The following is a 14,283-nucleotide window of genomic DNA, read 5'->3' on the forward strand; positions in this document are numbered from 1 at the left end:
CAAAAAAATCGCGAGTTATCAAGGCAAAGGAACCTGATAACTCGCGGTTGGTTGATGAATTTAATTTCTATTCTGCGATTGCGCGTTACTGTTGACTTGGGCCTGAGCTGGTGAAATAGCCCGATGTGGCCGCATATTGAAGATGATGTTCAAGATCACAGCGGAGAAGCTCCCAATAACAACGCCATTGTTTAAAATAATTTGGAGCGATTGGGGAAATGCTTGGAAGATTTGAGGGTAAACGGTAACGCCTAGCCCTAAACCAATCGAAATGGCGGAGACCAATAAGTTATTATTATCTTTAAAATCGACTTGTTGAAGCATCCGGATGCCTTGAACGCCGACCATTCCAAACATTACGATCATCGCGCCACCTAATACGGGGTTGGGAATAACAGTCGCTAATGCGCCAATTTTAGGTAACATACCCAATAAGATCAGAAATGCTGCGGAAAAGTACAGTGGTTTACGAGTTTTAACACCGGATAGTTGGACAACCCCAACGTTTTCAGAAAATGTCGAATAGGGGAAGGTGTTAAATAGCCCGCCTAAGATAACGGCAATACCTTCTGCCCGGTAGCCGCGCTTCAGATCATTTTCTTCTAACTTTTTACCCGTGATATCGGCCAAGGCGAAGAATACGCCAGTTGATTCGACCATTGTCGTAAGGGATACCAGAATCATGGTGAGAATTGATGACCATTCAAACTTGGGTGTGCCGAAGTAGAAGAACTGTGGTAAGTGGAACCAACTAGCTTGAGCAACGGGAGCCAGTGAGACCATTCCCATCCCACCAGCAATCAAGGTACCGATCAGAATACCCGCTAAAATAGCGAGGGATTTCATGAACCCTTTGGCAAATGCATTTAGACCGAGAATGATGGCCATGGTCAAAAACCCAATTAACAGGAATTTGGGATCCCCAAAATTTTTAGCCGTGGCACTCCCACCACCGAGGTCTTGAAAGCCCACGGGAATTAAGGTGAACCCGATAATGGTGATGAGCGACCCCGTGACTACTGGCGGAAAGAAGTTCTTAATCCGAGAAAACCAGCCGGCGCTGAGAAAAACAAAGATTCCGGCACTAATGATGGCCCCGTACATGGCCCCGACACCATAGTTACTACCGATGGCTTCGAGCGGGGTAACAGCCTGAACAGCACATCCCAAGACGACGGGGAGGCCGATTCCAGTCAGTGGGGTGCGTTTCAATTGTAGGAGCGTTGCAATCCCACACATAAAGATATCCGCGCTGATTAAGTAAGCCATTTGCATGGCATTGAAATGTAAAGCGCCCCCGATCAGTAAGGGGACTAAGACGTCACCAGAATACATGGCTAGTAAGTGTTGAAAACCTAGAATGGCGGCTTTCCAAGTGGAAAGTGATTGACCATTTTCTGAAGACGAAGATGTTGCGGATTTTGTGGACTGCAAGAAAAGTTCCTCCTTCTCGCGATTGTCCATACGCCGCCTAATAGGTTTTTTTGAAAACAAAAAAGCTCCCTTGCAAAAAGAGAGCCACTGAAAACTTAGACCGATGAACACTTTTCATCGGCAAAAAGAGTTCATCTCAATTTGCTTATAGTCCAGAATTTACGGTCCTGGGTAGAAACTCGCCAACCTTATTATGGCATTATATAGGCAATCACTTATTTTAATTGGTTGAATGTTCCTTACTTTACCACGGCAAAATGAAAAAAACAACACGACAAGTCATTTTTTGAAACGATGCCAGAGTTTTTTGATACCGTCACTGAACCAGCTCAACAACGGCCCCCAATCAGCTAAACCACCCGAAGAACTATACTTTTTGGGATGGACGTGTGGCCCCGGGTGGTAGTATGGATCAGTTTCATCTTTTTTCGCCATTTGATGATCATCCTCTCCGAATTCTAACTTAATTTTACTGCAAGTAGGGTACAATGTGGATACCAATATTTTTCGAAAGAAGTTGACACGAGTGAAGAAGATTTTAGCCATCCACACTGGCGGCACGATTTCCATGTCGCAAAATGACAAGGGGGAAGTGGTCCCTAACGCGCAGAATCCAATTGCCCAACAAGAAACTATTTTGGCCGGACGAGTGGAGTTGTTTACGGATGAAATGTTTAACCTGCCTTCACCCCACATGACACCGGTTCAAATGTTACAAATTAAGCAACGAATTGATCAGGCCGAACGAGACGGAATTGATGGTGTCGTGATTACTCATGGGACGGATACGTTAGAAGAGACTGCCTACTTCCTAGACCTGACATTACCCAGCACCATTCCAGTCGTCGTTACTGGCGCGATGCGGTCCTCTAACGAAGTAGGATCTGATGGCTTGTATAATTTCCAATCGGCGATTGAAGTAGCCGCAGATGATGCCTCACGAGGGAATGGGGCGATGGTCGTGATGAATGATGAGATTCATACGGCCCGTTATGTGACCAAGACGCACACGACCAATGTGGCCACTTTCCGGACACCAACCTTTGGTCCAATTGGGATTGTTGCTAAGGATCATGCAGCTTACTTCCAAAAGCTCATTCGCCAAGATACGTGTGATATTGACCATGTAGTCGATCACGTTTACTTGATTAAAGCGTACGCGGGGATGGACGGTAGTTTGTTTGACTTCCTTGATAACGATGAGACGGCTGGTCTAGTCATCGAAGGGTTAGGCGCCGGTAATTTACCACCCCAAACGTTACCGGCAATTCAACGACTACTCGACCGCAAGATTCCAATTGTCTTAGTCTCACGGTGTTACAATGGGGTCGCCGAGGATATTTACGATTATCAAGGCGGCGGTATTGAACTACGCAAGATGGGCTTAACGCTGTGTCAAGGCCTAAACGGACAAAAGGCCCGCATTAAGCTATTAGTTGGTTTGAGCGCTGGTTTGCAAGGTGACGCACTCCGTCAGTTTTTAAGCACAGCCGTTTCTTAAGTAAAATGGCAACCGACTTGACGGGCTATTTTAGGCAATATATGGTAAGATTTTCAAATAAATAGACAAGGGGGTCGTCATGTGAATTCAATTGTGAATGATTTAAACCGGGCCTTGGCCCAGCACCTGCTGGTCAACGTTTACCAAACGAATCAAGAGGTCGTTTATACCGGCTACGTGACGACAGTCAGTGACACTGGGATTATTCTGGCAACCTATGATGATTATGGGATTCCAGATGGTGCGGTGTTCCTGGACTTAACCGCCATTGATGAAGTTGAGTTTTCAAGTGATGATTTAGATAATATGGCCTTTCGAATTCAAACGGCTCAAGATGAGCAGTTTGTTCAAGCTGGTGGGTTGACCCTACAATTTGACGGGCACCGGGACTTGAAACGGCAGGTACTCAGTCATGCGTGGGTGGACCATCTCGTGTTGATGTTGGTGTTGAAAGATGACGAACACTTTTACGAGGGAATCGTGACCAGCGTTGCCGCCGAACAGGTGAGCTTACAGTTGCTTAACAAGTTTGACTATACGGATCAACCGTTATTAACGCTGACGCCCAAAGACATTGAGGTCATTGAATTTCAGGGACAAGAGTTGACCTTGCAAGGGATCGCGTTACCGCATCTGCAAAAGTTAAGTCACGTTGCGCCAACGACGGTTACTGATGCTGATCAGTTTGCGCCGACCTTGCAACAGCTAGTCGGTAAAGAACCGTTGGTGGCCTTGGTACCAAAGCATAATCGCGAGCTATTCTTCGTAGGACGAATTAATACGGTGACCGCTGATGGGGTGATCATGAATCTACTAGATATGACCGGCCAATTTGGCGGCTATACACTGATGCGACTTAGCGAGCTACACGAGATTGTTTTGAAGTCTGATTATTTGCAAACTATGCGGTTGTTTGCGTTACTCAATCGTGCGCGGCAACAACCGATTCAGCCGGTGCTTAATGATGAGCGACTCTTCGATGCTACGGTTGACCAGTTTGGTGCCCGAATTAGCCAGGCAGCCGCCTTTCGCACGATTATTCGTTTAAAACTGCATGATGGCACGGATTTGCTCGGTTTCCCAAGCCAGGTAGGTGGTCAACGATTTATCTTCCATGAGATTGATGACCAGCAGGTCGACCAAGTTGGTCAAGTTTATCGGTTAGCCGATGTCGATGAGGTGGCCTTTGGCTACTTGGATGCGTATCTGGTAGAGCGCCAATTGCGAGTAGAAGGCGATCTGTAACGATTACGGAACGGGAGGGTTATCTCCCGTTGCGCTACATAAGGAGTTTTTAGGATGAAATGGAAACAAATTCCGCGTTGGCTACGCGATACAATTTCAGTCGTTGTAGCGATGTCGGTGTTATTAGTGATTTACGATGCCTTTTTCGCTAAGCACGTTAATTGGGCGTTAGTGCCCTTACAGATTGTCGTCGCCTTTCTAGCGGTGGGCGTCTGGAGTTTTTTCAGTTACCGGAGTCAGCAAAAACGTCAATTGGCGGAGGCACAGAAGAAAGCGGCCGCTGAGAAGCGTCAACAACAGCGACAAGAACAACAAGCGTTGGCGGCTAAAGAGGCGGCGGTTGCTCGTCAACGCAATTTGGCGCGTAATCAGGCTCACCAGCAGCGCCGTCACGAGTAGAGGGGAGGCAGTTGAATGGCAGCTGATTTAAAGTTTTGTCCGCATTGTGGCGCTCCGGTGACAGCTACAGATGATAGTTGCCCGAAGTGTCAGACGGATCTGCGTCCCTATCGAACGAATGATCCAGTGGCGTCGTCACAGAAGCTGAATCTGGGCGCGCTATATGCCAATCCTTACCGTGAGGGAATGAAACGGTTACGTAAGCGAGAAGTGACGCCGGATAAGCCCAGAAAGTGGCATTGGCCATGGTCCAAATAAATTAATGGCAAAAAAAGATCCGTGTCAGTTAAGTTAAGCTGACGCGGATCTTTTAGCTTTAAGTTCAAAAAGTAAGCTAACTATGGCTTAGTTGTGATGAAACTTTGCAAAGAACGCTGTTCATCGCTAGTCGGTTGTAGTTCGCCAGTCTTAATAGCATGGAACCGTTCGACTGAAATTCTTGAGCCGAAAGCCATTTCACCATCTGTTTTATCGTATTTCTTTTGGTAGGTGATGATTGCTTCGGCCAAATCGGTTAATTCTTGACTCATTCATAACCCCTCCAAATGATAATCGTAATGACTGCTTAGGTTCATTATACTAAAGTTTGGCAAAAGCGGCAGGATAAGTCTCAATATCTGGAAATTTTTTTGGATTCTACTTGATGAACGGCGCAAAATTGCGTAAACTTATACCCAATACGATGTTTCTTAACATGCTAATGGGATGTGTTACTGATTTGTTAGCGGATTTTTGCATGGCCGTCACAGTCTTGCAACACTTCTTGATTAAGCTAGTCGGTGGATAGTCATAGACGGCGACTAGTGAGGTGACCTGATGAACTTAAGACGAACAATCTATTGGCTCATCACGGCAGTGGTTGTGTTGGCACTTGTTAGTGGGCTTTCCTGGTTTATGATGGGAAAGCGGACAACCACTCAAGTAAGGTCGCAACCAGCAATGGTTGATTCCTCGCGTGTGCGCGCTTTTCGTACGACGCTTAAATAACTGCGAACAGGATGAGGATGTTCGCCCCGAAGCTGGGTTTGCCCAGTTGTTTCACTTTAATCAACGGTAATCATAATGATTACATGACTACAGTCACTTGTAGTTTATCAAGCAGGGAAACGGGTCGGCCTTCGGGTTGGCCCGTTTCTTTTTGCCAAAAGTGTGGGCCCGTATCCATTGGCGTCTATTTCAGTTAACTAAAACACAAAGAGTCCGAGGCACAAGCCCCGGACTCTAATAAAGATTAATGAACATGGTGCCAGTCACTCTTGCGGTCATGAATATCAGTCCGAATCCCCAAAATGGCAATTAGAAAGGCAATCAGGGCGATAGCGATGATTCCTGTCCAGAACCAACTTTGGGTATAGATAAAGGTAAAATAGGCAAAACCTAAAGTGCTTAATAAAATGACGGCAAGGCTAATCAATAAGTGTTGGCTGTGAATGAAGATAGCGGCCAGCGCTAAAACAACGGCGCCACCAAACATGTCATCGCCACTAGCACGACTACCAAAATTCCCCCATAGGGCATACCCCTCAATCAGCAGACCTAGCGCCAAGGCTAACCAGCCAAAAAATTGGACAAACGTCAAGCGTTGTATTCGTTGCATCTTGCCACCTACTTTCCCCAAATACTAGCCTTATTATAACGCACAACACTAGCATTGGAGAAGTGATCACTGGCCGCGTTAGTTGACAGACCAATCTTCGTGGTCTAATGCCATTTGCCAGAAATTAAGTTCATACCAGCTGCTTTTTTTGAAGATGGCTAACAGCTCAGACGTGTTTTGTGGCGTGGCCACCAGATTAGCGAGGGCCAGTTGATCGGTCATTTCGTCGGTATAATCATCGGCGTTATAGCTATCAATCCAAGCCTGGTAAATCGGAACGGGTGAACCAACCTGTGCCAGCATTGCCCCAATCTCAGCATATAGCCAATAGCAGGGGAGTAAACCAGCAATGGCACCGGCTGATCCTGCCGTCATCAGTGCACGATATAGATGGCTCGTATAAGCATAAGCACTAGGCGCCATGGGGGTTGCCGCAAGATCGTCATCGGTAATGGCTAATTCTTGAAAGAACCCTTGCCGGACAGCCATCTCACCGGCTCGTAGTTGTGCAGCGTTAGCCCGTAGTTGCGCAATGACTTGGGGTTGTTGACTTTGATCGGCGGCGAGGTCATGAACTTTAGCGAATTCTTGTAAATAATAGTGATCCTGAATCAGGTAGTAACGGAATGTTGCTAACGGAAGAGTTCCCGCTTGGAGCTGTTGGATAAATGGATGGTGTTTAGAGGCCGCCCAACTTTTTTGAGTGGCTGTGTGTGCTTGATCGGTGAACATCAGTGAAACTCCCTTCAAATTGAGCTAAGGCAACCCACAGAACAGTCCCAATTGGACTAGCAGTAGGCTAAGCCCAAGTAACCACCAGTCGCGGTGGCGGAGTGGAATAGTGGTGGCATAAGTTCGTGGGGCCCCTTCTACGAAACCGTGAGACGTCATGGCAGCGGCCAACTGGTCTGACCAGTTCATAGCGGCAAGGATAACTTTAAAATAAAGCTGGGGTGACCAAATATGGAGTACTTGGCCGCGCATTAAGGCCGCCGCTTTGATAGTTGCAACTTCCGCTTGAATTTTGGGCATGAGGTTGAAGGCGGCTAGAAAACCATAAGCAAATTTAGCCGGTAACTTAGCGTTTTGTTCTAACGAACGTGCGAGAGCGAGTGGTTGTGTGGTCTGGCTAAACCAGCCACCAAGGTAGACGTACACAAAGATTCGCGTGAAAATGACGCCTAAGAAGTGGGGTGTGGTGCTTCCCTGGAGTTTTAGTGACCAGACTAAGGCACTGGCGAAAAAGAGTGGTACTGCCGTCAGCCAAAGCAATCGCTTGAGAGAGACATGGGCATAAATCATTAATAGCAAGCTCACGATCAATAAGGCCAGATTGACCGTCCACACCTGTGTAAATGAAATTTCAAAAGCAATTAGAATAACGAGACTGAGCTTTATCGTGGGATTCATTGATCGGCCTCCTGATAACGTAATTGGCAATCGGCTAACTGCAAATGTAGGGTAACGAACCCATCGAGACCACTGAGTTGGTGACTAATCATGATTAACGTTAACTGCAAGTCGTGCTGAACGGTTTTGAGAATCGACAGCACAGTTTGGATTGAGTCATAATCTAAGCCTTTTAGAGGCTCATCTAACAGTAAGACTTGCGGAGCCATCATTAGCATACACAGGAGCTGGACCTTTTTTTGTTGACCGCCACTCAGCGTGTAAATAATTTGATCACGCTGTTGGGTAAGGTTAAGTTGCGCGAGTAACTGATCCACACGTTCAGGCGTAAAGTACGTCTGCCGACCGTACTTATGGGATAAAGCAATCTCTTCAGCAACGGTAACGTTGAGAAATTGTGCACTGGCCGATTGAAACATGAGGGCAACTTGGCGCGCATAAGCTTTGCGCCGGCGTTTTTGAATGTTAATGCCGTCATAAGTCAGGGTGCCTTGATAATCGGTTAGCCGGACGAGCGCGCGTAAGAGAGTGGATTTGCCACTCCCATTAGGGCCCGTAATCAAGGTTATTTGATGGGCAAAGAGACTTAAATCTTGCGGATTGATGAGTTGTCGCGTGCCTTGTCGTAAGCCGAGGTCTTGTCCCTGGAGAATAACGGGGAGCTGACGGTCGGGTAAGGTAACGTGAGTCAGTTGGCGTTGTGGTGCGCTAAAGATCGCCAAGCGTTGTTGAGTCGCTTCTGGAGACAACGTGGTCAGATGACCGGCTTCAAGGACGGAGAGATGATCAATCCACCGCTCATAAAAGCTCAGGTCATGGTCTGCTAGAATGATCGTTTTACTATGAGCCTGACTGAGCTGAACCAAGTTCTGCAATAGGTCCAAACGAGCAGCCGGATCAATGCTAGCAAAGGGTTCATCCAATAGAATCACCTTACTATCCATTGCCACAATCACAGCCAAGGCAACTTTTTGTTGTTCACCACCGGAGAGGTGCGTGAGATGGCGATTCTTAAGGCTGGTAATGCCCACAAAGTCCAAGGCAGCCGCTATTTTAGCTGGCATCTCGGCTGCCGGAATCTGCTGATTTTCTAAAGCAAAGCGCAGTTCGTCAAGGACGGTATCCATGGTAAATTGCGTACTGGGTTCCTGAAATAGCATAGCGACTTGACTGGCACGTTGGGTAGCTGGTAACTCCTGTAATGCTTGGCCGGCGAGTGTTATCTGGGAACCGGTTGGCAAAGGCAACAGTCCAGCAATGAGTTTTAATAACGTTGATTTTCCACCACCGGAGGGTCCGGTTAGTAAGTTAAAACTGCCATCGGGAAAAGTCGCTGACAAGTCAGCTAAGACCGGGTGCTCTTGGTTGGGATAGGTAAAAGTTAAATTGCGAATAGCGGTGGTCAAGCAAATTCCTCCAAACAGTTAAGGTTAACGGTTAGTTGTAGGTAAGACGTGGGCCCGGATTAATAAATTGGCAATCAGCTTGGTTAAGACACCGCCAAAGAAGAAGACGGATAGCAAGCGAACGACAAATAATAGCAATAAGAAGTTAAGGTGATAAGTGGCATAACCACTACGTAGTAAGTCCCAAGCGAAAGTAACGATGGTGGTGGTTAAAGTACTGAGGGCTAATGTTCCCCAACCAAAACGCTTATAACCAGTCGCTGCAAAGCCAATTTCAGCCCCAAGTCCCTGGATCGCTCCGGAAATTAACGTACTAGCTCCCCAGATGCCGCCGAGAAACATTTCGACGACGGCGCCGAGAAATTCCCCAAGGGTTGCGGCACCAGGAATTCGAATGATGAACCCCGCTAAGGGACCGGCCATCACCCAAACTCCCAGTAGGATTTCATTGGCGAGCGGTTGTAAGCCAAGGGGGGCCAATGCTGCTGCTAACAGGGTATAGACCGGGTTCAGGGCCCAGAAAATAACGCCCATAAAGATTGCCAGAATGGTAACCAAGATAATATCGCGTAAATGCCAGTTTTTCATGAGATGAAACCTCCTAAAAATTCATTAACTGTGGCGACCAAATGACAAAAAAATCCCCACTAAGTCATGCCTAGTGGGGTTCATTGATAAGTCTAAATTAGACGCGTTCCCTTCGCTGGTCCTAACCAGAGCAGGTTCAATGGGTTTAATCTCAGCCATAGTGGCACCCCAGTCATATGTGATTAACTTTAGCCTAACCAATTTGTTCAGAAATTGCAACCGTTACCGAGAATAATCGTAACCAAAGGATGACCGGTCACGGGGCACAACCATTCAGGGGAAAGACGGGTTAATCAGTAACCAGATAATTTTGACCAGTGGGGATCACCTATGCTAAAATTCATAGGTTATTTTAATTATGTAGAAAGAAGCGGCGGAATGAAAAAAATGAAGTTAAAACGGTGGGGCCTGCTGGTGATGGCGGCGATCTCACTAAGCGGTGTGACAACTGCGGTTACTGCGCCAGTACAGGCACACGCAGCAACGTTTAAATTGGCTAAGGCCAAAGCAGCAGTTGCCATGAATGCAGATACGGGGAAAGTGGTGTGGTCTAAGGCTGGAAATACGGCCCGACCGATTGCCTCTGTGAGCAAGATTATGACCCTTTATCTAACCTTAGCTAAGGTTAATGGGAAGCAAAGTAACTGGAACCATAAGGTTAAGATCACTAGCCGCGGGTTGGTCTCAATGAGCCGAAGTGCAGCCTGCGGCGGATTTAAGTTTAAGCTGGGTCATAAATACACGGTTAAACAGTTGTATGATGCAGCTTTCTTAGATTCATCGAATAATGCCGCGATCGCTTTAGGTCAATGGGTTAGTGGCAGCAATGCGAAGTTCATTAAGAAAATGAACGCCCAAGCTAAAGCGTGGAAATTGGGGAAAGCCCATTTTGTTTCTGCCTCGGGTCTTGAAAATAGCGACTTGCAATATTACGGTTATCGCTATGGTACGGCGAATGCCAATATGGTTTCTGCCAAGGATGTCGCGTTGATTGCCCGGCACTTAATCACGGACTATCCCCGGGTTTTAACGGATGGACAAGCAGGATCGAAAAAGGTTGATGGTCAGTTGTGTTACAACTACAACAACCTCTTGGCCGGCCGGAAGTATTATCAGGCTAGCTTGAATGTGGATGGCTTGAAAACCGGTTATACACCATTAGCCGGTTACTGTTTTGTTGGAACCGGTCAGATGGCGGGTAAACACTGGATCATCACAGTTGTCTTGCATGATGAGGATGAATTTACGGAGACGCGTTCTCTGATGAATTATGCCTATCAGTTAGCCGGTATGGATGCTTAATGAATCGAGGTCGTCACTAACGAATACGGGTTAGTGGCGTCTTTTTTTGTGGAAATTGTCCTTCGTCAGCAAGTTAGTTAAGCCTAGAAACGATGGATTACGATACCGTTACGTCCCCAACAAGCAAGTTACAAAACGATGGCTATCCTTGTTTGGTCATTGTTGTCCGTGTTAGGGTAATCCTTGGAAGATTTAATCTGAGAAAAGAGGACAATGTAATTATGGGATTGAAGAAAGCCAAACGCGCAATCATGGCGGTGGCATTGACGGCGGCGATTGGTAGTGGCGTGTTGGTTGGCACACAAGCTACGGCACAGGCGGCAACGGCATACAAAACAGTTTCCACGAAGACGTTGACGAAGACCGCTTATCACAAAAAGAGTACGGCTGGTGCGCTTTATAATCAGACACATACCAAGAAGGTGGCCGCACTAAAAACTTACCCCAACACCACCTGGTATGCGACCAAGCAAGCGACATTAAAGCATAGTAACTCAAAGGGCATTTACTATTACGTTAAGAATAAGTCAGGCTCGGTCAAGGGCTGGATTTGGCATGGCTACCTGAAAAAGGGGAAAGCGCCATTTGGGTTGAAGTATGCGAAGAATGCGATTGCGTTGGATTATACAACGGGTAAAGCCGTGTGGTCAAAGAGCGCGAATACTGTGCGACCAATTGCGTCCGTTTCAAAGCTGATGACGCTATACCTCGTATTGAAGAAGGTTGATGGGAGCGCTACGAAATGGAATCAGGTCGTTGATACCAGTAGTAAGGGCTTAATTGCGATGGGCAAGAGTTCAGCTTGTGGTGGCTTCCTGTTTAAGACCGGACACAAGTACACGGTCAAGGAACTTTATGATGCCGCCTTGCTAGACTCCTCAAATAACGCGGCCATTGCATTGGGTAAGTGGGTAGCCGGTAGTAATGCGAAATTTATTAAGCAGATGAATGCGCAGGCTAAGAGTTGGAACTTAGGTAAGGCCAGCTTTGTTTCGGCGTCCGGACTCGAAAATGATGATCTAAAAGCGTTCGGCTACGCCTACGGGAGTAAAAATGCCAACATGGTATCGGCTAAAGATGTTGCCTTGATTGCCCGCCATTTGATCAAGGATTATCCTCGAATTCTGACTGATGGTGCCGTTGGTTCTAAGAACGTGGACGGTCAGCTATGCTATAACTACAATAACCTGTTGAAGGGCCGGAAGTACTATCAGTCATCCTTGAAGGTTGATGGTTTGAAGACCGGTTATACGCCACTAGCCGGGTACTGCTTCGTCGGGACTGGGCAAAAGTCAGGTAAGCATCGGGTCATCACGGTGGTCTTACATGATATTAATGAATTCACGGAAACCCGTTCATTAATGAATCACGCGTACACTTACAGCAGTATGAACAACTAAGTAAAAGGCTCGTCGCAATTAAGCGGCGAGCCTTTTTACTTAGCCTTAAGCAGTCAACCACAATTCAGGGTGGTCAAAGACCCGCTGAAGTTCGTTAAAAAACTGACTGACGTGATAGCCGTCTGCTACCGCGTGGTGAATGGTAAAGGATAGGGGCATGAGCCATTGACCATCCTTAAAGGTAAAACGTCCAGCTTGAATCACGGGAAAAAATGTATTCAATGGCGTAAAGGGCAGTGGCGTGTAGCTGTTAAAATGCGTCCACGGAATGCTCCCAATCATGTAGGTGTTGGCACCTTGTGGGGCCTTGGGCATGGGGGTATGTTGGTCGCCATAAGTTGCCTGATCAGCGAGGTAGTTTTGATGAAACTGCTCGAAGCTAGGATCATAGGCTGTCCATAAGTTAGAGATGGTTAAATCATCACCATGGAAAGTTGAATACGACGGATGCAAAACATCGTATTCGACTAGTTGACCGTCCACCTGTCCCACCCGAAATTCGGGATGTTTGGTTATCAGTTTAGTGACCAGATATAAGTAGGCCGGGTTAAATTTGCGGTCGTGTTTCGTGAGCCACGCTTTAGTAGCGGTAATATCCATGTCGACATTTAGAGTAAAGCCAGTGGGCATCATTTTTGTAAAGTAGTAAAAGTATTCACGCCGAGCCCAAGTTGTTTGATCAATTGGTGTGGCGTGGGTATTTAATTCAGTCATTTTATTCTCCTAATTTTGGTTATAAGCGGGATGGCATTTTTCCAACCATTCTTGTTTTAAATCTTTGAGTTTATGGCGCAGGTTGATGACATCAGTGGCGTCCTTTTTCCAGAGAACACGGTAACTAAAAGCATCAGCACCTAAACGATCCCAATCAGCTTGCGGGGCGGTATCATGATAAAAATGATTGTTCAAGTTCGTCTGATAATACCCCCAACGATTGTGAATATTGGGAACGGCATCGATAAATAGTTGACCAGTTTGGTCATTTTTAATTTGAATCACGCCATAGAATGTTGGCGTTAGTTTGTATTGTTGAATGAGATCCTTTTTGTTCATGAGAGCTCCTTATAGTTGGGGTTGCGCCAGTAGTCACGACCATCGGCTGTGCGGTTTAGGAAGCCATAGTCCACAAGATAGCGGCGCAAGCGCGGAAAATCGGTATAGATTGGCTTGAGATATTGGGTTAATGTAGTCTCATCGAAGTGTTGATCGGCAGGTAAGATCGTGGCAACTTGCTTTAGAACTACTAAAATGGCTTTTTGTTGCTTAGGCCAACGGGCCAGTCGTAAGGGGGTCGTACTGGTGAAATATTTGGCAGTTAGTTGTTGGTAGTCCCGAGTCGTGATGGCAAAACGATCATCGACTGCCCCGGTCTGTTCAGGTAAAGAAATAAACGTCTCTGCAGCGGGTGTCGTCTGGAAGACACGGTTGTAAATGGCCAGATAAAGTTTGGCCTGTTTAGCCTTTTCGCGAAATGTAAATTTTTGATGGCGGATGGTTGCAGCGGCGACTCCCATTTGTTTGGCAATCTCAGCATCTTTGGTTCCTTGACTGAATGCCGCAAGTAAATCCTGTTGTTTGGCCGTGAGGGTGTTATATTTACTTTTAGTTTGGATTAATAAATGAGTAGCATCAGGATGGGCCGTTTGTAAGTGGTGTTGAATCATCCGCTCAGCTGGATAAAAAGCGTCGTCTACTGGAAAGACTTGATCGCAAGCAAAGTGCGCATCGCAGTAATTACAGCTAAAGTAGTCGGCTGATTGATGCCAGCCTTGCTCTAATTCGGTAAGTGTTAGATCAATTTGCGTCATGGGATAACCTCCAATAGCAACAGTGTACATTTGTTTACTGAAACAGTCAACATTATTTTTTTAGTGTCTCTATAAAATAAACATTTTTCATTTAAAAATTTGTAAGTCAAATTCGTTGTCTGTCTAAGTGACGCCAAGTATGATGAGACCAGTTAAGCAGAGTGGGGGATGGCAAGTGATACTACAACTACTT

At 46.5% G+C, this 14,283-nt stretch carries 17 protein-coding genes and 2 riboswitches; of the genes, 6 read left to right on the forward strand and 11 right to left on the reverse strand.

The annotated features are described in order from the left end of the window. Positions 1-60: 60 nt before the first annotated feature. The gene (locus tag ACP4IT_RS02615) at positions 61-1,362 is read right to left on the reverse strand and encodes a nucleobase:cation symporter-2 family protein (RefSeq protein WP_087609695.1); all 1,302 of its coding nucleotides are present in this window, start codon (positions 1,360-1,362) and stop codon (positions 61-63) included. A gap of 200 nt (positions 1,363-1,562) precedes the next feature. Further along, a riboswitch (purine riboswitch) is annotated at positions 1,563-1,661 on the reverse strand. A gap of 52 nt (positions 1,662-1,713) precedes the next feature. Further along, entirely contained in the window at positions 1,714-1,869 is a 156-nt protein-coding gene (locus ACP4IT_RS02620) for a hypothetical protein (RefSeq protein WP_011668452.1), read from the reverse strand. A gap of 82 nt (positions 1,870-1,951) precedes the next feature. On the opposite strand from ACP4IT_RS02620, the gene ACP4IT_RS02625 reads away from it, so the two are divergent. From ACP4IT_RS02625 to ACP4IT_RS02640, 4 genes are all read left to right on the forward strand, one after another. Then, positions 1,952-2,935, forward strand: coding sequence for an asparaginase (locus ACP4IT_RS02625; RefSeq protein WP_191991399.1), 984 nt, complete (start codon positions 1,952-1,954; stop codon positions 2,933-2,935). 81 nt (positions 2,936-3,016) lie between these two features. Then, entirely contained in the window at positions 3,017-4,180 is a 1,164-nt protein-coding gene (locus ACP4IT_RS02630) for a hypothetical protein (RefSeq protein WP_035464402.1), read from the forward strand. A 54-nt stretch (positions 4,181-4,234) separates the two neighbouring features. Continuing rightward, positions 4,235-4,579 (forward strand): hypothetical protein, encoded by a 345-nt coding sequence (locus tag ACP4IT_RS02635; protein WP_024855480.1) that lies wholly within the window; start codon positions 4,235-4,237, stop codon positions 4,577-4,579. 15 nt (positions 4,580-4,594) lie between these two features. Beyond that, on the forward strand, positions 4,595-4,837 hold the full coding sequence (locus ACP4IT_RS02640) for a zinc-ribbon domain-containing protein (protein ID WP_024855481.1): 243 nt from the start codon (positions 4,595-4,597) through the stop codon (positions 4,835-4,837). An 80-nt stretch (positions 4,838-4,917) separates the two neighbouring features. Here the strand turns inward: ACP4IT_RS02640 and ACP4IT_RS02645 are convergent, their stop codons facing one another. The 6 genes from ACP4IT_RS02645 to ACP4IT_RS02670 form a co-directional block, all read right to left on the reverse strand. Then, entirely contained in the window at positions 4,918-5,109 is a 192-nt protein-coding gene (locus ACP4IT_RS02645; protein WP_011668448.1) for an LBP_cg2779 family protein, read from the reverse strand. A 701-nt stretch (positions 5,110-5,810) separates the two neighbouring features. Then, positions 5,811-6,176, reverse strand: coding sequence for a hypothetical protein (locus ACP4IT_RS02650; RefSeq protein ID WP_011668447.1), 366 nt, complete (start codon positions 6,174-6,176; stop codon positions 5,811-5,813). A 78-nt stretch (positions 6,177-6,254) separates the two neighbouring features. Then, positions 6,255-6,908, reverse strand: a complete 654-nt coding sequence (gene tenA / locus ACP4IT_RS02655; RefSeq protein WP_047020930.1) for a thiaminase II — start codon at positions 6,906-6,908, stop codon at positions 6,255-6,257. Positions 6,909-6,932: 24 nt separating this feature from the next. Next, positions 6,933-7,586: an energy-coupling factor transporter transmembrane component T family protein gene (locus ACP4IT_RS02660; RefSeq protein ID WP_011668445.1), complete on the reverse strand. Its 654-nt coding sequence runs from the start codon at positions 7,584-7,586 to the stop codon at positions 6,933-6,935. Beyond that, positions 7,583-8,992 carry an ABC transporter ATP-binding protein gene (locus tag ACP4IT_RS02665; RefSeq protein ID WP_011668444.1) on the reverse strand — a complete coding sequence of 470 codons (1,410 nt, stop codon included), beginning with the start codon at positions 8,990-8,992 and terminating at the stop codon, positions 7,583-7,585. The genes ACP4IT_RS02660 and ACP4IT_RS02665 overlap by 4 nt, the downstream gene beginning before the upstream one ends. A 24-nt stretch (positions 8,993-9,016) precedes the next feature. Beyond that, positions 9,017-9,580, reverse strand: a complete 564-nt coding sequence (locus tag ACP4IT_RS02670; protein WP_011668443.1) for an ECF transporter S component — start codon at positions 9,578-9,580, stop codon at positions 9,017-9,019. A gap of 89 nt (positions 9,581-9,669) precedes the next feature. Next, positions 9,670-9,761: riboswitch (TPP riboswitch) on the reverse strand. A 197-nt stretch (positions 9,762-9,958) separates the two neighbouring features. On the opposite strand from ACP4IT_RS02670, the gene ACP4IT_RS02675 reads away from it, so the two are divergent. Beyond that, positions 9,959-10,882 (forward strand): serine hydrolase, encoded by a 924-nt coding sequence (locus ACP4IT_RS02675; protein ID WP_426855161.1) that lies wholly within the window; start codon positions 9,959-9,961, stop codon positions 10,880-10,882. Positions 10,883-11,103: 221 nt separating this feature from the next. Beyond that, positions 11,104-12,282, forward strand: coding sequence for a serine hydrolase (locus tag ACP4IT_RS02680; protein ID WP_011668441.1), 1,179 nt, complete (start codon positions 11,104-11,106; stop codon positions 12,280-12,282). Between the two features lie 45 nt (positions 12,283-12,327). On the opposite strand, the gene ACP4IT_RS02685 is transcribed toward ACP4IT_RS02680, so the two are convergent. Genes ACP4IT_RS02685 through ACP4IT_RS02695 form a run of 3 tightly spaced genes read right to left on the reverse strand, consistent with a single transcriptional unit; the run spans position 12,328 to position 14,090 of the window. After that, positions 12,328-12,996 (reverse strand): chloramphenicol acetyltransferase, encoded by a 669-nt coding sequence (locus tag ACP4IT_RS02685; protein WP_011668440.1) that lies wholly within the window; start codon positions 12,994-12,996, stop codon positions 12,328-12,330. A 9-nt stretch (positions 12,997-13,005) separates the two neighbouring features. Continuing rightward, a complete protein-coding gene (locus ACP4IT_RS02690; RefSeq protein WP_015474172.1) occupies positions 13,006-13,335 on the reverse strand; it encodes a GIY-YIG nuclease family protein in 330 nt (109 codons plus the stop codon). Beyond that, the gene (locus ACP4IT_RS02695; RefSeq protein WP_011668438.1) at positions 13,332-14,090 is read right to left on the reverse strand and encodes a DUF2087 domain-containing protein; all 759 of its coding nucleotides are present in this window, start codon (positions 14,088-14,090) and stop codon (positions 13,332-13,334) included. The genes ACP4IT_RS02690 and ACP4IT_RS02695 overlap by 4 nt, the downstream gene beginning before the upstream one ends. Positions 14,091-14,283: the final 193 nt, after the last annotated feature.

Origin of the sequence: Levilactobacillus sp. LN180102 (assembly GCF_050106635.1) — a bacterium.
GTDB lineage: Bacteria > Bacillota > Bacilli > Lactobacillales > Lactobacillaceae > Levilactobacillus > Levilactobacillus brevis.